Origin of the sequence: Mesobacillus jeotgali (assembly GCF_002874535.1) — a bacterium.
Taxonomy (GTDB): domain Bacteria; phylum Bacillota; class Bacilli; order Bacillales; family Cytobacillaceae; genus Mesobacillus; species Mesobacillus jeotgali.
On record NZ_CP025025.1, the window covers coordinates 2,851,849 to 2,875,331 of the forward strand.

The window sequence follows — 23,483 nt, forward strand, 5'->3', positions numbered from 1 at the left end:
TATTTGCGATGAATTGAGCTTGATTTTGTAACAAAATAGTTGGTTTTTCAATTTATTACTTTTTCTCACTCACTATTTCACCAAATGGTGTGACAATTTTTGCATGTCCCCTGATTTTAATGGCTGATGTATGTTCTGTGAACTGGGCAATCATAACTTCTCCCTGATCAAGCTTCTCTGAGTGATGGAAACGAGTGTCTGTTCCTCTAGTAAGACCAATCACATTCACACCATCTTCAATAGCCTTGATGACAACATAGTCCGTATTAACACCTTGTTTCTTATCCATTATTATCCCCCTTATTCGGAAAGAATATGTTGATTCCGGGACGTACCCGTTGAGTCGCAGTTATGTTTATTAATGTGATAGGAAAATTGTCCAGCTCCTGCGCTTGTCAGGCTGACCAAGGCGCTCGCGGATTTCTTATGTATAGCAAAAGGCTAAAAGAATTACTTTCAGCCTTCGAAAACTTGAATGTTACTATACGAAAGAGTTTATTGCCAAAGTTCTTTAACCTTTTATCAATGAAAGAATTTCAGCTCTTGCGTTTACATCCTCTGCTAGAGTTCCTCTTACAGCAGATGTAACTGTTTTTGAGCCAGGTTTCTTGACTCCTCTCATTGTCATGCACATATGTTCCGCTTCTACCACTACCATTACACCATGGGGGTCCAGCTTTTCCATTATGGAATTAGCAATAGTAGAAGTGATCCTTTCTTGTAACTGAGGTCTTTTCGCTACTGCTTCCACAGCTCTTGCAAGCTTGCTGAGTCCTGTAACCTTGCCTCCACGGGGGATGTAGGCGACATGTGCCTTGCCAAAGAAAGGAACCAAGTGATGTTCACACATTGAATAGAATGGGATATCCTTGACCAGGACGAGTTCCTCATGATCCTCACCAAATATCGTTTCAAAATATTCTTTAGGATCCTGGTTCAACCCCGAGAAAACTTCCTCATACATCTTCGCGACCCGCTTGGGAGTATCCAGCAAACCTTCCCTGTTAGGGTCTTCACCGACAGCCTCTAATATTAAACGCACCGCTTCTTCGATTTGGGCACGATTGACGTTTGACATCTGCGTATCCTCCTATGATCCGACAATCTCATTATAACCTTGCATAGTTAAACAGCTAATTGATTATAATATTTTCATCTTAGCATAACCAATTCTCAGCAGGCAAAACTTAATATTCAACTCCATAGAAAAAGGCCGCGAACGGGTCGCGGCCTTTAGGGTTTAGCATACGCTCAGTGCGTCGTATGTAATTATTTCACTGCATCCTTAAGCGCTTTGCCAGGTTTGAAAGCAGGCACCTTGCTTGCAGAGATTTCGATTTCATCACCAGTTTGTGGGTTGCGTCCTTTACGGGCAGCGCGCTCACGAACTTCGAAGTTACCAAAACCGATTAATTGTACTTTGTCCCCATCTTTTAATGCATTTAAGATTGAATCAAAAACAGCGTCAACTGCTTTTGTTGCATCTTTCTTAGAAAGCTCACTAGCTTCTGCAACTGCATTGATAAGTTCTGTTTTGTTCATGCCATTCACCTCCTCCCAAAGAGATCCCATTGCTCAGAAATTAAACATCTTACTACATTTCTAAACAAAACATATGAATTCTATACGTTGCTGGAAGATTTTATTATCATAGTTTTTAAAAAACTATGATAGAGAAACCTTAAATTGCTTAAAACCCTGTTATATAAGGGTTTGTAAGCTACAACGCTAATTCTGTTAAAAGATTATCATAATGTTTTACTCTTATCAAGATAATTTCAAGAAATAATGGGAATCTTTTCTTCTTTGAAACATAATTGTAATATGTTGACCCTAATTTATTACCCGTAACAAGGAGTATCAAACATACAATAATGAATTTTATGCCTTTTCTCCTGATTACGCAAGCAGTCAACAAGGTCTTTACTCATAATTTACTGAACGCAAGTTATATTAGAAGATTAATTCGGGTCAAAAGTTACTTGTAAAAGAACTAAATAGAGTAAAAATCAATGTCTCTTGCAGACAAAACAAAAAGACTCCCAAAAGGAGTCCAAATTATAATATGATTGCTATTAATCCACCGGAACCTTCGTTGATGATTCTTTCCAGCGTCTCTTTTAATTTATAACGTGCATTTTCTGGCATCAGGCTCAATTTTGCCGAAATTCCTTCTCTGACGATTGAGCTTAAGCTTCTTCCAAAGATATCAGAATTCCAGATTGACAGCGGATCATCTTCAAAATCCTGCATCAAGTAGCGAACGAGCTCTTCACTTTGTTTCTCAGTACCAATAATTGGCGAGAATTCGGATTCTACATCCACTTTGATCATATGGATTGAAGGAGCTACTGCTCTTAAGCGAACCCCGAAACGCGCCCCCTGGCGGATGATTTCTGGCTCTTCCAGGCTCATGTCCGTCAGGGAAGGTGAAGCGATGCCATACCCTGTCTGCTTAACCATTTTAAGCGCATCAGAAATCTGGTCAAACTCTGTTTTTGCATAAGCAAACTCCTGCATCAGCTCAAGCAAATGATCCTTGCCGCGGATCTCTACGCCTACGATTTCTTTTAAAATCTCGTCATATAGGTCATCCGGAGCAAACAGGTCGATTTCTGCTATACCCTGGCCCATTTCGATACCCGCCAGTCCAGCCCTGTCGATGTACTCAAAATCGCTGAATTGATGTACGACCCTGTCTACATCACGCAGCCTCTTAATGTCCTTCACAGTCTCCTTGACAGCTTCCTGATAGCTCTCACGCAACCAGTGGTTTTCGCGGAGCACCATTACCCAGCTTGGAAGATTGACGTTCACTTCCAGGACAGGGAATTCGTACAGTGCTTCCCTCATCACACTTAGAACATCTGATTCCCGCATGCTTTCAACACTCATTGCAAGCACAGGAATATCGTATTTATCAGCCAATTGGGCACGCAGTGTTTCTGTATTTGGGTGATACGGCTGGGCGCTGTTGATCACCATAATGAATGGCTTGCCGACTTCCTTCAGTTCCTCAATTACTCTTTCCTCTGCCTCAATATAATCTTGTCTTGGGATTTCCCCAATTGTCCCATCTGTCGTAATGACGACACCGAGTGTTGAGTGTTCCTGAATAACCTTCCTTGTTCCAATTTCTGCTGCTTCATGGAAAGGGATTGGTTCTTCATACCAAGGCGTATTGATCATCCTTGGCCCATTCTCATCCTCATAACCCTTTGCTCCTGGAACTGTATACCCTACGCAATCTACGAGCCTGATATTCACATCCAGACCATCATCAACGTGCACGGATGCTGCCTGGTTAGGCACGAATTTCGGTTCAGTGGTCATGATTGTTTTACCTGCTGCGCTCTGCGGCAGCTCATCAAGCGCTCTGGCCCTTTCAGCCTCGTTATTGATATTAGGTAAAACCACCAGTTCCATGAATTTTTTGATAAAAGTGGATTTTCCAGTGCGGACCGCACCTACAACCCCCAGGTAAATATCGCCGCCAGTCCTCTCGGCAATATCCTTAAAAATATCTACCTTTTCCAAGTGATCCCCTCCCGATCATAGAGTTAGTGGGAATAAATTCATCCAAATTAGTAATCTGGGACAGTATATATTTATGATGTTGTCCTATATCAATATGACAATTTTTTATTTTTTTACCCCCTTAATTTTAATTTCATAAAAAAGACTTCTTCAATTCCCATTTATGAGAACAATCGATATCTTTTTAAAGACAAAAAAACCCTACTTCTACAATATATTTTGCAGAAACAGGGTTATGACAAATTTATTAGATATGCGCAAGCCGTTGTTCACACATACAAGCGTCGAACTCGTATACTTCCTATTTTATTCCTTTACTAAAAAGACTGGTTCATTGGTCTCCTTATCGATGGTATATGGCAATGAATAGGCTGGTACGAACATGGAATTATCTACGAGAATGTATCGGATATCCTCACCCTCTGCAAACTCTTTCTTTGACGATTTAATAGCCTGGTAGAGGTCACTCCGGTAATCCACATAAATCTCGCCATCAGTTGAAATGATAAAATGCAGGTTCTGGTTTGTGAACGGACTTACAACGACAGGTTCCTCTTTATAGCCAATCTTTTTAAAATCAAGTGTATATACATTTTCTGCGACCCGTTCCTTAAAAGGTGGATAACCAGATGCATTAATCCTCATTTTTATTTCACGAATCGTCTCTGCCATTCTCAAATCCAGAAGCTTCACTGTTGGATCTGTTTCAGCATCTATAAGGACATATTGAAACAGGCCTCCATTTTCATATGCATTGCCTGGTGCCTCAGCGATAAATCTTGGAACGATTTTCTTAAAATCTATTGGATACTTTTGATAAATCGGTGTCTCAGCATCCTTTGTCTTGATGGGCAGCAAGCCGCCATTTGCTTCCTTGTACTGATCGACTGCAGACTGGACACTGTCCAGCTGGTCCTTATAAGGAACCTGATTCTGCACAAGTTTTTCTTCCGGATACATACAACCAGTCAATGTGATTAATACCAGGATGACTGGCATAAAAATACGGATTTTGTTCATTGATCCCAACCCTTTAATCCTATGTATTTTATTCGCTCGTCGGACCGCTGAAAACAACAAAAAAGATTATCAGCCCAGCTAAGATCATCAGCACATAAGCTATGATCGCCGTTGCAATTTTGAAGAAACCTTTTAACTTATAACGGCTTAAATAGATGGCAAACAAAGACAGAATCATACTTCCCATGCCAACAAAAGATATGTACATTTTCAATAATGCGGGTGACAAAATAAACCCCTCCCTTTTCCGAGAAGTATTATATCATATGGAGCAATTATGTAAGAAAAAAAATTCCTTAGTAAAGCAAAAAAAGCTGAAGTAAAGAAGGGGCGGACAACTTTACCTCAGCCTACATGACTAAATACCCTAACACCCAGTTCAAACCACCAGTTTGCTTCGTTGCATCTTATGCAAGCAAAGAAGAAATCGCATCCTCGAATGCCTATATTGGCAATATTATTCATTAAAAATTTTTCTAACTCAGATTTTACCCCCGAGGACGTCAGCCAGGTCTTCCATCTCGTGGGTTTTCTCTCGAGACATCAACCCATCAACAGCGTCCTTCGGATTTACGCCATTGAAAAGGATATTATATAACGCATTTGTTATCGGCATATTGACTCCATATTTTTCAGCAAGCTGATATGCCGCCTTTGTCGTCCTTACACCTTCTACGACCATCCCCATGTTCTCAAGAACCTCCTCAAGGTTCTGGCCCTTGCCAAGCAGGTTGCCAGCCCGCCAGTTCCTGGAATGGACGCTCGTACAAGTGACAATCAAATCCCCTATCCCTGTCAATCCTGAAAAAGTCAACGGGCTGGCGCCCATTTTGACACCAAGCCGGGCTATTTCAGCAAGCCCCCTGGTAATCAAAGCAGCCTTGGCATTATCTCCGTAACCTAATCCATCTGAAATTCCGGCAGCAAGAGCAATAATATTCTTAAGTGCCCCGCCAATTTCCACACCGATTAAATCAGGATTCGTGTATACTCTAAAGTTATTATTGATAAACAAATCCTGAATTTTTTCTGCCGCTCCCATATTTTTCGAGGATACAGTAACCGTCGTCGGATGACGCAGGCTCACCTCTTCAGCATGGCTTGGACCGGATAGGACTATAACGGTTTCTAATAAGCTCTCAGGCATTTCTTCTTCAATCATTTCAGAAATACGAAGCAAGGAGTCCGGTTCGATCCCCTTGCTGACGTGGACAATTACCATGGGTTCAGAAGTAACCTCAGTCATCTTTCGGATTACTTCACGGATTGCTTTAGTAGGGACAGCCATAATCACTGTTTTGATCCCTGCCAGTGCCTCCTGAAGTGATGAATACCCAATGATGGTTGCAGGCAGAGTAATTTCAGGAAGATATTTCTTGTTGGTATGGTGATGATTGATTTCATCAATTTGCACTGGATTGTGCCCCCAAAGACGAACCTCATGACCATTGTCGGCGAGGACCATAGCTAAAGCTGTTCCCCAGCTTCCAGCTCCAAGAACTGCTATTTTCTCACTCTTCCTTTCCATTTAAACCACAACCTTTATATTATTTTCTTTGTCTTGCAAAAATCTTGATAGGAGTGCCTGTGAAATCAAAGGCATCCCTGATCCTGTTTTCAAGGAATCGCTCATAAGAAAAATGCATTAATTCAGGTTCGTTGACAAAGACAACAAAAGTAGGCGGCTTTACCGATACCTGTGTAGCGTAATAAATTTTCAGCCTCTTCCCTTTGTCTGTTGGTGTCGGATTCATTGCTACAGCGTCCATGATGACTTCATTCAGGATATTGGTCTGGACCCTCAGTGCATGGTTTTCACTTGCCATATCGATCATCGGCATCAATGTGTGAATCCGTTTCTTTGTTTTTGCCGATAAGAAAACAATTGGTGCATAGCTCAAGAATTGGAAGTGAGCACGGATTTTTTCCTCATACTCCTTCATTGTCTTTTCGTCTTTTTCAATTGCATCCCATTTGTTAACAACAATGATAACTGCGCGGCCTGCTTCTTCCGCATAGCCTGCGATGTGCTTATCCTGTTCGATGATACCTTCTTCGGCATTGATCACAACAAGGACAACATCTGAGCGCTCGATAGCCCTTAATGCTCGTAAAACACTGTATTTTTCAGTCGTTTCATACACTTTTCCTTTTTTGCGCATACCCGCGGTATCAATAATGACATACTTTTGCCCATCGTAGGTTACTTGCGAATCAATCGCGTCTCTAGTTGTACCCGCGATATCACTAACAATTACACGGTCTTCTCCCAGAATCGCATTGACCAAAGAAGACTTCCCGACGTTAGGCCGGCCGATCAGTGAAAATTTGATTGCATCTTTATCATACTCGTCTTCTTTGTCCTTCGGAAAATGCTTTGCCGCTTCATCCAGCAAATCACCCAAACCCAGCCCATGGGAGCCAGAAATTGGGAAGGGTTCTCCAAATCCCAGAGCATAAAAGTCGTAGATCATGTCTCTCATTTCTGGATTGTCAATTTTATTGACTGCGAGGACTACTGGTTTGTTGGAGCGATAAAGAATTTTTGCTACTTCCTCATCAGCTGATGTTACTCCCTCTCTGCCGTTTACAAGAAAAATGATAACATCTGCCTCATCAATGGCAATTTCAGCCTGCTGGCGGATTTGATCCAAAAACGGCTCGTCCCCTAAATCTATCCCGCCAGTATCAATAATATTAAAATCATGTGTCAGCCATTCAGCTGAACTGTATATACGATCCCTCGTTACTCCAGGAATATCTTCAACGATCGAAATACGTTCACCAACGATTCGGTTAAAAATCGTAGACTTGCCGACATTCGGACGCCCAACGATAGCTACCACTGGTTTCGTCATGAACATCACCCTTTCAAAATTCTATTGTGCAGGTCATTAACCTGAGCCATAACAATTTCAAACTCAAAATTCTATAGTTCTCATTATTAATTTAATGCCTTGAAGACACTTATAAAATAAACCCTTCTTGATATACAGAAGGGTCTGGCTTAATCAGTTTATCAAAAGATGCCTTAAACAGGCAATGAAAACATTTCTTGTCAGTGTTTTACAATAATATAGAGCTCCTCTGTCAACGCATGGGCGATTCCATCCAGGATGGCTTCCAGGTTGGCAGCCACCTTCTCCATTTCTTCCTTTGAATCGCAATGAAAAACGGCTGTTCCAGCTGGCACTTTTTTAGGGTTCGTAGTGATGGCCGCAAGGATGAATTTTTCCAGCATCATTGAGCCCCACTCCCTTCATTGCTCTTTTTTTCAGAAGGCATCCTGATGGCATTCTCCAATGTTGGGACATCACCAATAACCGTAATTGCACGCTCAATATCCCGTTCCTGGGGCAGCACGAACACTCCTACTCTGCCATCGTCCAGATCCCTTTTTGCCAGCGGAACTAGTGCAGGAGTTCCTGAATCACGGTAAACTCCAAGCGCGGTTGACAAATCATGCAGCACTGCCTGCCTTTGTCCCAAGTTAGCAATTGTGGAACGGGCATTCATGTTTTTCGGCTTTAAAATAAATCCCATCCCATAACGAAGTACCTCTTTCTGCCTTTCAGGAAGACCAATGTTCATGATATAAATGTTATCCACATATAACCCTGCACCATCAAATCGCGGTTCCATGTATTCGATTTCAACAATGTCCTTCAGCTTTCCGCCTGACATCAGCTTATGGGAAATGAGCACCGCGATGATCGCAGCAATAATTCCAGCCCAGATGTTAAAAATCAAATATGCGAGCGTGCTGACAAGCGACGTGAAAATCACCAGGTAATTGCGGCTCTCAAAAGCTATCGCAATTCCCTCAATATAGGTCTTTCCCCGGGAAACGAGTTCATAGCTATCGAGTTCGGTAAGCGTATTTCGCTCCATATTCCTGACTTCCCGGAACTGTGACGCAGCAAGGGTCAAGAAGGTAATCGCCGTGAATTCCTCCTCCATGATCGCTGGGCCTGCAACCGTGCCAAGTCCGGCTGCAATGAACCCGAGAGCTACATGAATGATTTTCCCATGCAAATACGTTGGATACTGACGATAATCGGTCCTTAGCATAAAAAGTCTCGATAACGTCCCTATTGCAATTCCGAATACGATTGGTAACGTGTATTCATTCATGAAGTCTTTTGTTCCTCCCCTTCAACTTGGTTTATTGTACTTCCCGACATAACCGCAATTATCGATTCAATAGCTGACCAGGCAAGAAGCAGTCCTATAGATAGGAACAATATGTCCATAAAAACCATGGATGCAGCAGCATATGGAAAATTAAATTTCCACAGAATTGCAGAAAATAATATATCACCCTGCAAAAAGCCTGAAATCAAAGCCACTATACGATTATGTCTATCTTTATGTAACAGGACTGCCAGATAAAAACCTGCTGCTCCAAGCATAATTTGCCGATCGAATAACACCCATACCGGGTCGAATAATTCGAACATTAAAAAACTTGTGTAGGCAAGCATGATAATAAATGAAGATAAAAATAGATATAAAAATGAACCTGTCTTTTTTCGCCTTGTTTCCAAAAAAATAAAAAAGGCAATCACAAAAGCAGATAGGTGGAGCTCAAAAATAAGAACATCAACTGTAAATGGCGCTGCAAAAATGACGGCAAGCAACATAACAGTCCATTTCAACCGAAGCGGATTATCTTTATTCATGAAGAAAGTAGTCCAAACCCAACCTATCCATGCCAGCCAATAAAAGTACAACCCTTCCATTCAACCCCTCCTATCATTTCCATTATGGTAATGACTTATGTAATTTAATCTTTTTTGCATAAAGTTTTTTACCTGTTCCATGTTAAGAAAAGCAGTACCTTTATCACAGCTGGAAAACTGTTCTGTATTATTGGACAAATAACAGGAATAAGTCTGTATATACAGGACAATTCTCTGTAAGGCTTTTATTTTAATGACCAGGAGGTAATGATATGGGCAAAGATAGACAGGAAAAGAAACTAAAAAAGAGCGGACGAGTCGAGTCTGACCGTGACCAGGCACTGCACTACCCAGGAGCAACTAAAATGCAAAGCCCTGAAGAAGCTCGTTCCATGAATGACGGCAAGTATAGCTAAAATTAGAACAATGAACAGCTTATGACTTGCTCCACCAATATGTTGTGTTCTAATCAATCAACAAACAGAAGAAGGGCCCCTGCAAAAAGCAGGGGCCCTTCTTCTGTTTCTATTTTTTCCTTCTAGCAAAAGACTTTGCATCAATACCTCTTTGTTCGAGCCAATGATGGGTATCTCCTGATATGATCATAGGTACGTTTTTGAGCTCCTCAATACTATGTACACCTAGTGCTGTCATAATGACAGTAATTTCATCTTTTAACAGATCGATTTCCTTGATTAGTTCTTCGGTTCCATTTTCCATCAAGGTCTTCAACAAGTAACCAGCCATTGCAGCACCATCGGCACCTAATGCAAGTGCTTTAACAATATCAAGGCTAGTCTGTATTCCTCCTGAAGCTATAACGGAAAGTTCCGGAGATGTAGATTTTGTTTCGATTATGGAGGCCGCAGTCGGAATTCCCCAATCCTCGAAAAAAGTCAACAAACGGCTTCGCCGCTTATTTTCTATTTCCGCAAAGTTGGTACCTCCAAATCCGCCAACATCAACATAGCGTATTCCTGAGGAAAATAGGCCAGCTGCTGTCTCGGCACTAATGCCAAAACCAACTTCTTTAACGATTACTGGAATTCCAACACTTTGTTGGATTTCAATGATCCTCGTTAACGCACCGTCAAAGTTTCTGTCTCCCTCAGGCATGGTCAATTCCTGTACTACATTCAAATGAATTTGCAGTGCATCTGCCCGAAGCATATCGGTTGCAGCTTTTGCCTGCCCAACCGTTGCTTCACTTCCCAGATTCGCAAGAATAATACCATCAGGATGCATTTCCCTGACCACTTCATAACTTCTTCGTTCATCCGGATCCTTCAGTGCTGCCATTTGCGATCCAACAGCAATCGCGGATCCTGTCTCTCTTGCCGCTACAGCCAATTCACGGTTGATACGGTAAGTTCTCTCCCCGCCGCCGCCTGTCATTGCATTTATAAAAATTGGCGAACTTAAAGAAAGTTCGCCAATTTTAGTTTGCAATTTTACTGACTCAAGATTTGATCCAGGCAAGCTTTGGTTTACAAACTTAATATCGTCAAAACCGGTTAGCCGCTTCTGGCCTGTTTCGAGGGCATATTGTATATGGTCCCATTTACGTTTTGATCTTGACACTATTTATCACCATTACTGTTTAAGATTCTTTAGCTTGTCTCCGATCATATCACCTAAACTGAAACCTTTCGTTTCTTCAGGAAGTTCATAGTCAAAAGCTTCATTGCTTTCTCTTTCCTCGAACTCCTTCATGCTAAGTGAAAGTCTTTGATCTTGCTTGTTTACATCAAGTACCTTTACTTTAACAGTCTGCCCTTCTTGAAGGACTTCATGCGGTGTACCGATATGCTTATGAGAAATTTGCGAAATATGGACAAGGCCTTCAACGCCAGGGAATACTTCGACAAACGCGCCGTAAGAAACTAAACGTTTCACGGTGCCTTCCAGAGTGCTGCCCTTAGGAGCTTTCTCATCAATGTCTGCCCATGGTCCAGGCAGTGTTTCTTTGATTGAAAGTGAGATGCGCTCATTATCACGATCAACGCTCAATACTTTAACTTGAACCTGCTGGCCTTCCTGAACAACATCAGATGGCTTTTCAACATGCTCATGGGAAAGCTGTGAAATATGGACAAGGCCATCAACTCCACCGATATCCACGAACGCACCAAAGTCTGTGATTCTTTGGACTGTACCTTCAATAACCTGGCCAGTTTGGATAGCTGCAAGCAAGTCTTGTTTCTTCTTTCCTTGCTCTTCTTCCACAACGGCGCGGTGTGAAAGGATCAGGCGGTTCTTCTCCTGTTCAAGCTCTACGATTTTGAAGCTGAGAGTTTTCCCTTTGTAATCAGAGAAATCTTCCACAAAGTGGGATTCTACTAGAGATGCCGGAACAAAGCCGCGAACGCCAAGGTCAACTACCAGACCGCCCTTAACGACATCTTTTACTTCTGCATCGAAGACTTCTCCACTTTCAAACTTGCCTTTTAGTTCTTCCCAGGCTTTTACAGCATCTACTTTTCTCTTTGAGAGAATTAAAGCTTCTTCCTCAACCTTTTGAACTTCGAGCTCCAGCTCATCACCGACTGATACTGCATCTTCTGCTTTTTCAACATGAAGGCTTGATAGTTCACTAATCGGAATGATGCCATCGAGCTTGCTTCCCTCGATATCTACTAAAACTTGCTTTTCTTCAACTTTGGTTACCTGACCTTTGACACGGTCACCAGCCTCAAAGTTTTTTACCTCGATTTGATTCATATCTTCTGACATATGTACTCCTCCTTAATCCATGACTGCTGCAAATATATGCTTTGTGGCGAAAAGCCACATAAAAAACACATTAATTAGCCACTAAGTGAAAATTCTAAAAATATCTCTTCTTAATAACTTCTTACAAACAGACATTTTTGTCAAGCAAGAAACATCACTTATATTTGTTAATAAGTTCTTGGATTTCACTCATGATCAAGTCAGTTGTCTGTTCGGCATTTAACTTATTTTCCTTGATTGACACCATATCGATAGGCTTTCCATATACCACCTTCAATTTCTTGAATGCTTTGTATGGACCGATGATCGCGCATGGAACGACGTGAGCATCAGAACGGAGCGCAAAGAAGCCTGCTCCTGCAAGTCCCTTACCCATTTCACCTGTCTTGCTTCTTGTTCCCTCTGGAAACAATCCTAAAACCTTTCCATCCTTTAAAATTCCGAGGCCTTTTCTTAAAGCTTCCCTGTCGCTCATACCTCTTTTGACAGGGAAAGCATTTAGGTGAGGAACAATTTTCCCAAGTAAAGGTACTGAGAAAAGCTCCTCCTTCGCCATGAAATGGACAGGACGGGGTGCGGTGATCCCGACAACCGGGGGATCCAGATTATCTATATGATTGGCACATAATAGCACACCGCCATCAGAAGGCATATTTTCTCTGCCAATCACCTCAATACGATAAATTGGTTTTAATACTGAATTTACTAATGACCTTGCAAACGAATAAAACGTCACTTTCACCCGATCCTTTCAAGCGCCAAATCCATGATTTTTCCTACCACATCTGTGATCGACAATGATGTTGTATCAATTTCGATTGCATCATCTGCTTTTTTCAAAGGAGCCACTTCACGCTCTGAATCAATCTTGTCACGTGCTGCAATCTCAGCTTTCAGCTTTTCCAGATCTGATGGGAAGCCTTTCTGGGTATTCTCTGCATGTCGGCGCTGCGCCCTCTCCTCAACACTTGCAAGCAAAAAGACCTTCACCTCGGCATTCGGCAATACATGAGTGCCGATATCCCTTCCATCCATCACTACACCGCCATCAACTGCAAACTGCTGCTGGCGCTTGACCATCTCTTTCCTGACGAGTTCATGCACCGCTACATATGATACTTGGTTTGTAACATCTGAACTTCTTATCTCATTGGTGACCTCGTTACCATCAAGCAAAACTTTTTGGCCTGTTTCGCCAGGCATAAGCTCGATCGACGTATCGTTTAAAATCCCAATCAATTCTGCTTCATTATCCAGGCTGGCTCCTTTTTTCAAAGCCTTGTATGTAAGCGCTCTGTACATCGCACCTGTATCGATGTAAATATATGTGAGTTTTTCGGCTACAATTTTGGCAACCGTACTTTTTCCTGCAGCTGCAGGACCGTCTATGGCAATTGAAATTCGTCTATTCATATTTCCTCCTGGTACACTCCTTGTTGTTCCTAGATATACTCTTATATTTTAACACAAAAATCTTTTAATCCTCGTCATTCAACACTTTTTTTAAGGCACTTTTCAAAACTTGTCCTGCACCCGTGCCATTAAACGAAAATTCCAGGTATTAGATATTTAAAACCTCTTCTTAATAAAAGGCTCAACATAAAAAGTAAGCAGGCTCAGCACCTGCTTACTCTTTGCTCCTGAATGAATTCAGGACTTCTGAATGATTATTGTCCGTAACACCCTCGTATTGAGTAATTTGTTTAAGTTCTGGGAAAGCATTGAATTCATGGAAAAATACTTGGGCAATAACCAAGAAAATAAATTGAATGATAGCGATCTTGATTAGGATTCTCTCAATTGTTTTCATCATAAATGCTCCTGTAAAAACTTTTATTCTAGTATTGGAGCATTTCCAGGTATTTATTCCTTTAGACAGGAAGACCTTTCTTCTTCATTTCAAGTTGTCTTTCGAAGCAGAACCTTAGAAGCAATTGCCTGTCGGTTCCCGATGAGTCATAAAATTGAACAGAAGCTTTGTTCATAGGTCCTTGACCATCGATGATCCTGACAACCTTGCCACGGAACTTCCTGTATTCAAATTCTCCATTTTGCATAGGAAGGGCAAACCAGCATTCAACCTCCATATCCTGTTTTACACTGCTGTTTTTATCTATCAGCAATGCAGCTCCTCCTGCACTGATATCATCGGTGACTGTTGTAAATGGAGCAAATTCTCCTTTGCCAGAGTATACAGCAACATCCACTGAGGTTTCCACCCTGACGAATTGTCTTCTCTGGACCTTGATAAGGCGCTCCTTGCCCGGATATGAAAGAATCACCATTGGTATGTTAAGCTTGATTCTCCCTTTAACCTCCGTGTCAAAATAATAATGAGAACCTGATTCGGTTACAAAATTAGCCTTCAAAGGTGTACCCTCAAGCAAGAACACTGTTCTGTTAGTAGCCAAATTTACAGGATAATCAATATACAGATCGTTTCCTTTACACTCAACCAGCTTACACTTATATTGTTCAAAACTGTCGGAATACTTATGTTCAAGGATTATGTTATCACCGATTTTTATCATAGCTAATCCACTTCCCCACTTCTGTCTATGCTGTTTATAATTTTTGTTTGATCAGTAAACTTTTCTCTGTATATAATTTCATATTTATTATTACACGTCGGGCTAAGCTGGTGCAATAGTCCTTTAATGGATTATTTTTACAAAAACTATATTAACAAATGTGCATGTGCCTTAATATAAAAAAACAGGGAAAGCACTAGGCTTTCCCTAAACGACATCTTCATATACTGGTTCAGCATTATGGAGTTTTTCTACTTTTTCTTCTGTACCGTCTTCTGCATTAATATAAATCCTGAAGGTATCATTTCCGAGAACTCCTGTGAATTCATAGCATAACACCTCTTCATTCAGGTCGTTCAAGATTATCGCTTTCTTCTCGTCCATCACTTTGAGATTTGGATTGACTTTCTTTTTTGCTTCTTCTATTTCAATTCCGGCTTGTGGAATTTCCCTTGCTTTATGGGATTTCAAATAGTCCTCTGCTGAAAAGCCGATCACATCGCCGTTATCCAATGCGACCTTCATATTGATTGCATCTGGATAAACCCTTACGCCGTCCTGAGTACCTACGAATGTAAAAACTCCAATGTTATCATATTGAGCGCTTTCGAAGAGATCAAGGTTTTCAAAATTGTGATCCTTTAAAAAGGCAATCGCCTTATTAGAAGCATCATTGAGACTAAGCTTTTGATTCTTCACATCCCGATCAAGCAGGAACCAGATTGGATAGCCACCCTTTTTGGTTATATCCATACTCGCTTCCAGCTTTGTTTCTGGATTTTGGATCGATACACTGAAAAAACCATAATCCGATCCTTTGCCGTTTTCGGTTACTTTTACTTTACCGCCGTTTTTGACCGGGGTATATTGTTTGGTAATCTGGACCGCTTTTTCTTTTGATATCTTTTCGCCAGACAGTTTTTTAAAATTTTCGTCCTTCTTCTGAAGATTTATTTGTGCTGGCCCGAAATCTGTTTCCGTATAGCTTTCTACTGTTTTTTCAACTGTCTTGAATCCATCAATGATGGTATTGTCAGTTTGTCCCTTTTCAGTCGCAAGGGCTAGCTCTACATCCATCCAGCGAAGATTATTTTCCAGTACCATATGCTGGACTTGCCTTAAATCCTGCTGAATTTCACCTGATTGCTCATACAAGGTCTTTAACGTCGAATATTCTTTTTCAGTTAATGGTTCTTTATCCAGATCACGAATCGCTGCTTTATAACTGAAATTCCCTATATTCGCTAAGAACTCTTCAGTTTTATTGAAAGGCAAAAGTGTCAACGGAAGCTGACCGACATCATTATGGGCCTGTGAAGTAATCTTCCATACTTCCGCCAGTTGGGGCGATAATGAACTTCTTGAGTTCATCGCAAGGGTTGTACCAATTTTATCGTTCAGTAAATCAATTTGATATGTCAAGTCATGAAAAGCCCTTTGATAATTGTTTTCCGCATTGATAAGTACTGCTGTTTTCTCCCTGTGCTCCTGATAACCCCAGAAGGCCGTTCCGGCAATTCCTACAACCAGGACTGCTATGGCTATTCCTCTTAGCAATTCAACTCACCCCTATTTACAAAAAATATGTTTTCCAATCTTCTTGATTTGCGGTCGGGACCAAATCCATGCGCTGGTTGCTGTATCAGGATTAAAATAGTACATAGCATTGCCAGTAGGGTCCCAGCCATTGATGGCATCAAGGACAGCTTTTTTTGCAGTTTCATTTGGCGTCAGCCAGATTTGGCCATCAGCCACAGCTGTGAATGCTCTCGGTTCGAAAATAACCCCGGATACTGTATTCGGAAATGTGGCACTGTCCAAGCGGTTCAAAATTACCGCAGCGACCGCTACCTGCCCAGTATATGGTTCACCCCTGGCTTCGCCATACACCGCATTAGCCATAAGCTGGATATCATTTTGTGAAAAACCATTTGGTGTATTTGTTGCAGCGGGTTTAGGTGCTGGCTGGGTTTGACCGCCTCCGCCAGCTGAGCCACCACCTTGTGCTTCGCCGCCCCAGGCAATTTTTGCATTTGGCGTCGCCTTCGCAAGCTTGAGTTTTGTTTGCCAGCCTGCAATCCCATCGATTTTCAGACCGAATTCGTATTGGAAATTCCTTAGAGCCCAGTAGGTACCCCATCCAAATACCCCGTCAATCTTGCCATTATAAAAACCAATATGCTTGAGACGTGATTGGAGTTCTATTACATCCTCTCCTGTCGAACCCTGCTGCAGCACCTGACTCGTAAAGGCCTCAGCCCTTTGATCCACTTCGCTAAATTGTACAAAAGACATGATCAAAGCCAATGCGGCCATCACCTTCAAGATAGACCGATAATTCTTCATTGAATGCAACCCCCAAAGATGTGAACTTAAAAGATTAATCTTATTTTTTGTTAAGAGTTGACTTTTATTCCACAAAACAAAAAAACCCTCCATTTTTTAAGAATGAAGAGTTTCTCAGATTGGATATTGCTTCTCAATATGCTGCAGAGTCAATGTTCTCGCCTTTTTTACTTTTCTCAGACCAAGCCACCATAGGAATATCATGAATGGAACCATCAACACGAGCCAGTCTTCCCTGGTCATCAGGATAAAATCATACATCCCGTGCAGAAGGACAGGCACTGTTAACGAAAGCATGATCCACTTCTTTTGAACCACTGGTGAAAACTTTGCCTTACCTATATAGTAACCCATGATGACCCCAAAGAGCGCATGGCTCGAAACAGGCAACAGCGCCCTGCCAAGTGCGTCCTGAAGACCATTGGCAAGCAGGTAAAAAATATTTTCAGCCGATGCGAACCCAAGGGATACAGCCACACTGTAGATGACTCCATCATAAGGTTCATCGAAGGAAATATGCTGGAAAATCGTGTAATAAAGGATAAACCATTTAAAGAATTCTTCTAAAAGGCCAACCGTCCCGAATGCTTTAATGAAGTCATCCTGGAACAATCCCTCAGCAGAGAGTACATATTGAATGAACATAAGCGGAAATACAAGCAATGCACCGAATATAAACATTTTAAAAACCAGTGATAGCGGCTCTGACCCATATTGGTCCCTTAAATAAAAATAACTTAACAGCGCCAGACCCGGAGCTACCCCGGCAGTAACTATTCCCAGCATATGCTGTCCTCTTTTCAATTTGTTTTTTTAATCGTATCATGTAATTAGAAGAAAGAAAATGGATTATTATTCTTTCTCACTGGTCTTTCGGAGGTAATAGTTTTGAAGAAGAATATTTTATTGATTCATACTGGCGGTACCATTTCCATGAGCGAGGATACAAGCGGAGCAGTTAAACCAGGGACGAATAACCCGTTGACAGAGGGAACTGACCTTTTATCCGGTTTGGCTGACCTTGTTGTTGAAGAGCCGTTCAATTTGCCCTCTCCACATATTACACCAAAAGAGATGATGGAGTTAAAATACATCCTCGAGGATTATGATAAAAAGGGCAATATCGACGGAGCCGTAATCACTCATGGAACAGATACACTTGAAGAGACAGCATATTTCCTGGATCTCACCTGCCAGGCCAGCTTCCCGGTCGTCGTTACTGGCGCCATGCGGTCAAGCAATGAAATCGGTTCAGATGGACTATATAATTTAATTTCGTCCATAAGTGTTGCTTCCAGCCCAGATGCAAAGGGTAAGGGAGTCCTTGTTGTCCTTAATGATGAGATCCACACGGCAGTGAACGTCACCAAAACGCATACTAGCAATATCTCAACCTTTCAAAGCCCGCAATACGGCCCGATTGGAATAGTCACAAAAAGGGGAGTTCTTTTCCACCACACTCCTACTAAACATGAAAACTATCCTGTTAAGGACATCAAAAAGAACGTGTCACTGATTAAAGCCCACGCGGGAATGGACTCATCCCTACTCAAAGCGTTACTCGAATTGAAAGTTGATGGAGTGGTGATCGAAGCTCTTGGACAAGGCAATCTCCCACCCGCAGCGCTAGAGGGGGTAAAAGACTTTATTAAAAACAATATCCCTGTCGTCATTGTTTCCAGGAGCTTTGCCGGCATTGTCCAGGATGTTTATGGCTATGAAGGCGGAGGCAAGCACCTGAAGGAATTAGGCGTCATCTTCTCAAACGGCCTGAATGGACAGAAAGCAAGGATCAAACTGCTAGTTGCTCTTGCTAAAACGGATAACATGGATGAAATTACTGAGATGTTCATGTTTTAGAAGGGAATAATATGAAAAAGCGGCGTCCTGAATTTAATCAGACACCGCTTTTTCATTTTTTTTGCTGGATTTCTATCGGTTACGATCCTTTTAATGATTGGCGATCCATAATTCCAGTTTTTTTGTAAAAACAAACTGCCAATGATGCTGATTGGTGCCCTAAGAATCCTGTTGCCGGTAAAACATGGCTCAAATGAAGACGATTGGTGACCTAAAAATCCTGTTGCCAGAAAAACAGGCTCCAATGAAGACGATTGGTGACCTAAAAATCCTGGTGCCAGAAAAATAGGACACCAATGAAGCTGGTTGGTGACCTAAAAATCCTGGTGCCGGTAAAACAGGGCTCCAATGAAGCTGATTGGTGACCTAAAAATCCTGTTTTCGGAAAAATAGGCACCAATAAAGCTGATGGCTTCCACCTTTTCGTTCCGTAGTATACTAGCCGGGTTTAACTCCTCCTATAAAAATAGGCGGGATTCTCCCACCTATTTACATACCTATTTTCTATTCGATATTGCATCCGCAATCTGTCCGCCATGGAAGCGTCCATTTTCGATGAATATTTCGTTTGCATTATTCCCTGCAGCAATTACTCCGGCAATAAATATTCCTGGTACATTCGTTTCCATTGTCTCAGGGTTAAAATATGGCCGGCCTGTATCTGCCTCAATTTTCACGCCCATTTTCTCAAGAAAGGCGTGGTCCGGCCGGTAACCAGTCATCGCAAATACATGGTCATTTTTCAATTTTACCGTCTGGCCTTCCTGATCATAAACAATGGAGTCTTCAGTGATTTCTTTGACATCTGCACTAAATACCATATCAACAACGCCAGATCTAACTAGTGCTTCGAATTCTGGCAGCACCCACGGTTTGATGCTTGGCGAATATTCTGCTCCTCGGTATAGGACTGTTACTCTCGCCCCCGCCTTCTCTAACTCTATCGCAGCATCCACGCTTGAGTTTTTTCCGCCAATGACTGCAACATCCATGTCAAAGAAAGGATGTGCCTCCTTGAAGTAGTGTGAGACCTTTTCCAGCTGTTCGCCCGGGATACCCATGAAATTAGGATTATCATAATAACCGGTGGCGATGACGATATTTTCCGAGGTGTATTTCTGTTTATCTGTTGTCACCTCAAAGACAGATTCTTGTCTTTTTACTATTTCTGTGACCCTCTCATATTTATTGATTCTGAGCTTTTCCCGCTTGACGACTTCCCGGTAATAAACGAGCGCTTGATTACGCTTTGGTTTAAGGTTCTCGGTTATGAAGGGGACATCGCCAATGGCAAGCTTTTCACTGCTGCTAAAAAATGTCTGGTGGGTTGGATAATTATAAATCGCATTCACGATATTTCCTTTTTCGATGATAAGCGGATTCAATCCCTTTTTCTTCAGTGCAATAGCGGCAGCAAGACCACATGGGCCACCCCCGACAATGATGACATCTTCCTTATTCATGTAGAAAATCACTCCTTATGGATCTATATAAACCTTATCAAGGATATAAAAAAATCTCCCATCATTAAATGATAGGAGATTTCACCATAAGATTCAATGAAGAACCCTTTTCTACTTTTAAATCCAGCCCCTGAAGCGGCTAGCTTCAGCCATTTTGCGGACACCGACCATATAAGCAGCAAGACGCATGTCTACTCTGCGTGTCTGGGCTGTATCATAGATGCTGTCAAAGGATTTAACCATAACCTTTTCAAGCTTGTCTTCGACTTCTTCTTCCGTCCAATAATACCCCTGATTGTTTTGTACCCATTCAAAGTAAGAAACTGTTACTCCACCAGCGGAGGCAAGGACGTCCGGCACAAGCAGGATACCGCGTTCTGTAAGGATTTCTGTTGCTTCCAGCGTTGTTGGGCCGTTTGCAGCCTCAACGACGATACTAGCCCTGATATTGTGGGCATTTTCTTCAGTAATCTGATTTTCTATCGCAGCTGGAACAAGGATGTCACAATCAAGTTCCAACAATTCTTTATTAGTAATTGTATTATTGAATAATTTGGTTACTGTCCCAAAACTGTCTCGACGGTCAAGCAAGTAGTCGATATCAAGTCCTTCTGGATCATGAAGCGCACCGTAAGCATCAGATATTCCGATGATTTTAGCTCCAGCATCATGCATGAACTTAGCTAAGTAGCTTCCGGCATTACCGAATCCCTGGACGACAACTCTTGCACCTTCAAGCTCGATTCCCTTTTTCTTTGCAGCTTCACGGATACAAATCGTAACCCCTTTTGCTGTTGCCGATTCACGACCATGTGAACCACCGAGTACCAGCGGCTTGCCTGTAATGAATCCTGGAGAGTTAAATTCATCTATACGGCTATATTCATCCATCATCCAAGCCATAATCTGCGAGTTCGTAAAAACATCAGGTGCCGGGATGTCTTTTGTTGGTCCTACGATCTGGCTGATCGCACGGACATATCCTCGGCTCAATCTTTCCAGTTCCCTGAACGACATATCGCGAGGATCACAAACAATCCCGCCTTTTCCACCGCCGTATGGCAGATCGACAATGCCACATTTCAAGCTCATCCAGATTGATAAGGCTTTTACCTCTTTCTCCGTTACGTTTGGATGGAAACGTATTCCTCCCTTTGTTGGACCCACTGCATCATTGTGCTGCGCCCGGTAGCCAGTAAAGACTTTAACAGATCCGTCATCCATTCTGACAGGAATTTTCACTGTCATCATCCTGAGCGGCTCCTTTAAAAGCTCAAAAACCTCATCAGGGTATCCGAGTTTTTCCAAAGCCTTGTGAATAACAGTTTGTGTAGATCGTAAGACGTCATGTTTGTCTTCTTTATTTGGATTTTCATTACCGTTTGCGGCTACCATTGATAAACCTCCTAAATCACTTTTGCGGATGTTGTCTGCTTTCATGGATTAGTATACACCTTTGGTTATTTTATGCAAGAAGAAAAAAACAGTTTTCCGCATTTTTTGATTATTGAATGAAAACGCTACCATTTAAGTCCTTATTATTATTGACTTGATAATAAATTGACTGAATAATAAGACATTGTTTGGTGACAATACTGTATTTTAAGAGTCAGATTTGAAGATAACTCCATAAAAAATACTCTAAAAATCCCACCTTAGCAATCAGCCATATTTTTGCCTAAAAGACCTAAAACCACAAGCACCTTTCTAACACAATATCTTCCATAAAAAAAGCCGAAGCCTTCCATTATTTCATAAAATAATGGACAAGGCTTTCGACTGCACGTTCTTCCATAATCTCGTTCCCATATTCGAGCAGTCTATGGATGCTCAATATTGATGGAACTCCGTATTCTGCCATTAATGACACCGTCTTATTGGTCTCATCAGGCAATATTCCATTCATAAGCAAGTAATAATGGTCATTCATAAAATGCAGGCTGCCTCCTTCAATACCGGAGTCCAAGAGTCTTTTTGCCAGCTGGATCACGTCCTCGACATTTTCGAATTCAAACAAAATGTCTTCGCTTCCATCGACCGTGACCTGCATTTCGATAATCCCATCATCAAACTGCTCCTCATCTTCATCCTGTTCGATCATTGTGACGATCATGACCATCCCCTGGGCATGCAATGAAAAAATTTCCACTGCAACTGAACCGATGATATCCAAATCGAATTCTTCGCTGGCTTCCTCAAGCATATCGTGAAAAAGCTGATGCCACTTCAACGAATCCTTCCATATATCCTCTTTGGTCAATCCCCGGTCGGATAAATCATCTATCGTAAGGAATATCTTAATTTTATTAGTGGTTAATCGTTCCAAGCGCATATTCATGCCCCCTGCCATCGACAAAGCTCTTATTTTAGTTTATGAAAATATCGCAGGTTGGTGAGTTATTTAAATTGATCAATGCGCTTTTTCAACCATTTTTCCCATTCCGCTCTTGTCATGCCTACAATGTTCTCTTGATATTCTTCCTGCTGCTCTAACGGCATCGAGTCAATTGCAATACCACCGAGCCCTATAAAAAGATCTGGAAAGATTATATTAATCTCCTCGGCAAGCTTCAAAGTTGCTTCTCTATTTTCATCAAGAGTGCAGGATAAGAAGAGGAACTTTGGTTTCACCTTTTCCACCACTACCTCAAGATCATTCTCAGCAAGGCTTGTGCCCAGGAAGACTACCTCAAATCCTTTTCGCCTTAAGTACAATGTATAGATTAATAAACCTAGTTCATGTCTTTCTCCAGGCCCGCATACAGCAATTGACTTTGGCAGGAATGAATTGTGCGGAAATGAATTTGATAATCCTTCAATTCTCGAACGTATAAATGACGAAGCAAAATGCTCATGTGCAGTCGTTATACTTCCCTCTTCCCACAAATCGCCCACCTTAATCAAAATCGGGCCTAATAAATCAATAACAGTTTTGTCAATTGTAAACAAACTGAAGGCCTGGTTAATCAATTCATGAGCTTTGGCACTATTGAAGTCAAGAAGTGCAGTCAACAGCTTGTCTCCAATCTCATCAACCATGTCCCTTTTAGGCACTTCAGCCTTTTCCACTGATAAAGCTGAATTTTCAAGCAAAGACACAGCCTGGCTGATGGTAAAGCCTTGATTTATTTTTGAGATCAGCCACCGCAAAATTTCTACATGCTCCTCGGTATACAATCGATGACCGGATTCATTTCTGACAGGGGCAATCATCTGATATCTTCTCTCCCAAGCCCTAAGTGTCCCGGGCTGAATACCAAGCATTTTGGATACTGCTTTAATATTATATTTTCCTGCGCCGTTCCCCATCC

The 23,483-nt window shown here is 41.7% G+C and carries 27 protein-coding genes; 3 read left to right on the plus strand and 24 right to left on the minus strand.

The features are described from left to right. Nucleotides 1-55 precede the first annotated feature (55 nt). The 11 genes from mtrB to CD004_RS14520 all read right to left on the minus strand — a co-directional run bounded on the left by mtrB (nt 56) and on the right by CD004_RS14520 (nt 9,299). Nucleotides 56-289, minus strand: coding sequence for a trp RNA-binding attenuation protein MtrB (gene mtrB, locus CD004_RS14470; protein ID WP_023627535.1), 234 nt, complete (start codon nt 287-289; stop codon nt 56-58). 222 nt (nt 290-511) lie between these two features. Further along, nucleotides 512-1,078: a GTP cyclohydrolase I FolE gene (gene folE / locus CD004_RS14475; protein WP_041965672.1), complete on the minus strand. Its 567-nt coding sequence runs from the start codon at nt 1,076-1,078 to the stop codon at nt 512-514. 191 nt (nt 1,079-1,269) lie between these two features. Beyond that, a complete protein-coding gene (locus tag CD004_RS14480) occupies nt 1,270-1,542 on the minus strand; it encodes an HU family DNA-binding protein (RefSeq protein WP_023627533.1) in 273 nt (90 codons plus the stop codon). A gap of 516 nt (nt 1,543-2,058) precedes the next feature. Next, on the minus strand, nt 2,059-3,537 hold the full coding sequence (spoIVA, locus tag CD004_RS14485; RefSeq protein ID WP_102263412.1) for a stage IV sporulation protein A: 1,479 nt from the start codon (nt 3,535-3,537) through the stop codon (nt 2,059-2,061). A 306-nt stretch (nt 3,538-3,843) separates the two neighbouring features. Then, entirely contained in the window at nt 3,844-4,557 is a 714-nt protein-coding gene (locus CD004_RS14490) for a hypothetical protein (RefSeq protein WP_102263413.1), read from the minus strand. Nucleotides 4,558-4,585: 28 nt separating this feature from the next. Beyond that, nucleotides 4,586-4,786: a DUF2768 domain-containing protein gene (locus CD004_RS14495; protein ID WP_023627530.1), complete on the minus strand. Its 201-nt coding sequence runs from the start codon at nt 4,784-4,786 to the stop codon at nt 4,586-4,588. A gap of 252 nt (nt 4,787-5,038) precedes the next feature. Continuing rightward, nucleotides 5,039-6,085, minus strand: a complete 1,047-nt coding sequence (locus CD004_RS14500; RefSeq protein ID WP_102263414.1) for an NAD(P)H-dependent glycerol-3-phosphate dehydrogenase — start codon at nt 6,083-6,085, stop codon at nt 5,039-5,041. A 19-nt stretch (nt 6,086-6,104) separates the two neighbouring features. Continuing rightward, nucleotides 6,105-7,415, minus strand: a complete 1,311-nt coding sequence (gene der / locus CD004_RS14505; protein ID WP_102263415.1) for a ribosome biogenesis GTPase Der — start codon at nt 7,413-7,415, stop codon at nt 6,105-6,107. A gap of 200 nt (nt 7,416-7,615) precedes the next feature. After that, entirely contained in the window at nt 7,616-7,801 is a 186-nt protein-coding gene (locus tag CD004_RS14510; RefSeq protein ID WP_102263416.1) for a capping complex subunit for YIEGIA, read from the minus strand. Continuing rightward, on the minus strand, nt 7,798-8,691 hold the full coding sequence (locus CD004_RS14515) for a YIEGIA family protein (protein WP_102263417.1): 894 nt from the start codon (nt 8,689-8,691) through the stop codon (nt 7,798-7,800). The genes CD004_RS14510 and CD004_RS14515 overlap by 4 nt, the downstream gene beginning before the upstream one ends. Continuing rightward, entirely contained in the window at nt 8,688-9,299 is a 612-nt protein-coding gene (locus tag CD004_RS14520) for a YphA family membrane protein (RefSeq protein WP_102263418.1), read from the minus strand. The genes CD004_RS14515 and CD004_RS14520 overlap by 4 nt, the downstream gene beginning before the upstream one ends. 212 nt (nt 9,300-9,511) lie before the next feature. On the opposite strand from CD004_RS14520, the gene CD004_RS14525 reads away from it, so the two are divergent. Continuing rightward, nucleotides 9,512-9,655 (plus strand): YpzI family protein, encoded by a 144-nt coding sequence (locus tag CD004_RS14525; protein ID WP_102263419.1) that lies wholly within the window; start codon nt 9,512-9,514, stop codon nt 9,653-9,655. A 109-nt stretch (nt 9,656-9,764) separates the two neighbouring features. Here CD004_RS14525 and fni read toward each other — a convergent pair whose 3' ends face one another. The 9 genes from fni to prsW form a co-directional block, all read right to left on the minus strand. After that, a complete protein-coding gene (gene fni / locus CD004_RS14530) occupies nt 9,765-10,820 on the minus strand; it encodes a type 2 isopentenyl-diphosphate Delta-isomerase (protein WP_102263420.1) in 1,056 nt (351 codons plus the stop codon). 12 nt (nt 10,821-10,832) lie between these two features. Next, nucleotides 10,833-11,972: a 30S ribosomal protein S1 gene (gene rpsA, locus CD004_RS14535; protein WP_102263421.1), complete on the minus strand. Its 1,140-nt coding sequence runs from the start codon at nt 11,970-11,972 to the stop codon at nt 10,833-10,835. A 154-nt stretch (nt 11,973-12,126) separates the two neighbouring features. Further along, the gene (locus CD004_RS14540; RefSeq protein WP_102263422.1) at nt 12,127-12,708 is read right to left on the minus strand and encodes a lysophospholipid acyltransferase family protein; all 582 of its coding nucleotides are present in this window, start codon (nt 12,706-12,708) and stop codon (nt 12,127-12,129) included. A 2-nt stretch (nt 12,709-12,710) separates the two neighbouring features. After that, on the minus strand, nt 12,711-13,385 hold the full coding sequence (gene cmk, locus CD004_RS14545; protein ID WP_102263423.1) for a (d)CMP kinase: 675 nt from the start codon (nt 13,383-13,385) through the stop codon (nt 12,711-12,713). Nucleotides 13,386-13,599: 214 nt separating this feature from the next. Further along, the gene (locus tag CD004_RS14550; RefSeq protein WP_324781961.1) at nt 13,600-13,785 is read right to left on the minus strand and encodes a YpfB family protein; all 186 of its coding nucleotides are present in this window, start codon (nt 13,783-13,785) and stop codon (nt 13,600-13,602) included. A gap of 58 nt (nt 13,786-13,843) precedes the next feature. Then, nucleotides 13,844-14,503: a flagellar brake protein gene (locus CD004_RS14555; RefSeq protein ID WP_102263425.1), complete on the minus strand. Its 660-nt coding sequence runs from the start codon at nt 14,501-14,503 to the stop codon at nt 13,844-13,846. A gap of 207 nt (nt 14,504-14,710) precedes the next feature. Then, nucleotides 14,711-16,060 (minus strand): germination protein YpeB, encoded by a 1,350-nt coding sequence (gene ypeB, locus CD004_RS14560; RefSeq protein WP_102263426.1) that lies wholly within the window; start codon nt 16,058-16,060, stop codon nt 14,711-14,713. Nucleotides 16,061-16,072: 12 nt separating this feature from the next. Then, on the minus strand, nt 16,073-16,849 hold the full coding sequence (gene sleB / locus CD004_RS14565) for a spore cortex-lytic enzyme (RefSeq protein ID WP_102263427.1): 777 nt from the start codon (nt 16,847-16,849) through the stop codon (nt 16,073-16,075). Nucleotides 16,850-16,963: 114 nt separating this feature from the next. Further along, nucleotides 16,964-17,635, minus strand: a complete 672-nt coding sequence (gene prsW / locus CD004_RS14570; RefSeq protein ID WP_102263428.1) for a glutamic-type intramembrane protease PrsW — start codon at nt 17,633-17,635, stop codon at nt 16,964-16,966. A 102-nt stretch (nt 17,636-17,737) separates the two neighbouring features. Between prsW and CD004_RS14575 the strand changes: the two genes are divergently transcribed. Then, complete coding sequence (locus CD004_RS14575; protein ID WP_102263429.1) at nt 17,738-18,709, plus strand: asparaginase; 972 nt, start codon at nt 17,738-17,740, stop codon at nt 18,707-18,709. Between the two features lie 184 nt (nt 18,710-18,893). Continuing rightward, the gene (locus tag CD004_RS24230; RefSeq protein ID WP_218973326.1) at nt 18,894-18,998 is read left to right on the plus strand and encodes a cell wall-active antibiotics response protein; all 105 of its coding nucleotides are present in this window, start codon (nt 18,894-18,896) and stop codon (nt 18,996-18,998) included. A 208-nt stretch (nt 18,999-19,206) separates the two neighbouring features. Here the strand turns inward: CD004_RS24230 and CD004_RS14580 are convergent, their stop codons facing one another. The 4 genes from CD004_RS14580 to CD004_RS14595 all read right to left on the minus strand — a co-directional run bounded on the left by CD004_RS14580 (nt 19,207) and on the right by CD004_RS14595 (nt 23,481). Then, the gene (locus tag CD004_RS14580; RefSeq protein ID WP_102263430.1) at nt 19,207-20,172 is read right to left on the minus strand and encodes a YpdA family putative bacillithiol disulfide reductase; all 966 of its coding nucleotides are present in this window, start codon (nt 20,170-20,172) and stop codon (nt 19,207-19,209) included. A 117-nt stretch (nt 20,173-20,289) separates the two neighbouring features. After that, nucleotides 20,290-21,567, minus strand: a complete 1,278-nt coding sequence (locus CD004_RS14585; protein WP_102263431.1) for a Glu/Leu/Phe/Val family dehydrogenase — start codon at nt 21,565-21,567, stop codon at nt 20,290-20,292. Between the two features lie 352 nt (nt 21,568-21,919). After that, on the minus strand, nt 21,920-22,504 hold the full coding sequence (locus CD004_RS14590) for a genetic competence negative regulator (RefSeq protein ID WP_102263432.1): 585 nt from the start codon (nt 22,502-22,504) through the stop codon (nt 21,920-21,922). Nucleotides 22,505-22,569: 65 nt separating this feature from the next. Further along, complete coding sequence (locus CD004_RS14595; RefSeq protein WP_102263433.1) at nt 22,570-23,481, minus strand: MerR family transcriptional regulator; 912 nt, start codon at nt 23,479-23,481, stop codon at nt 22,570-22,572. Nucleotides 23,482-23,483 lie beyond the last annotated feature (2 nt).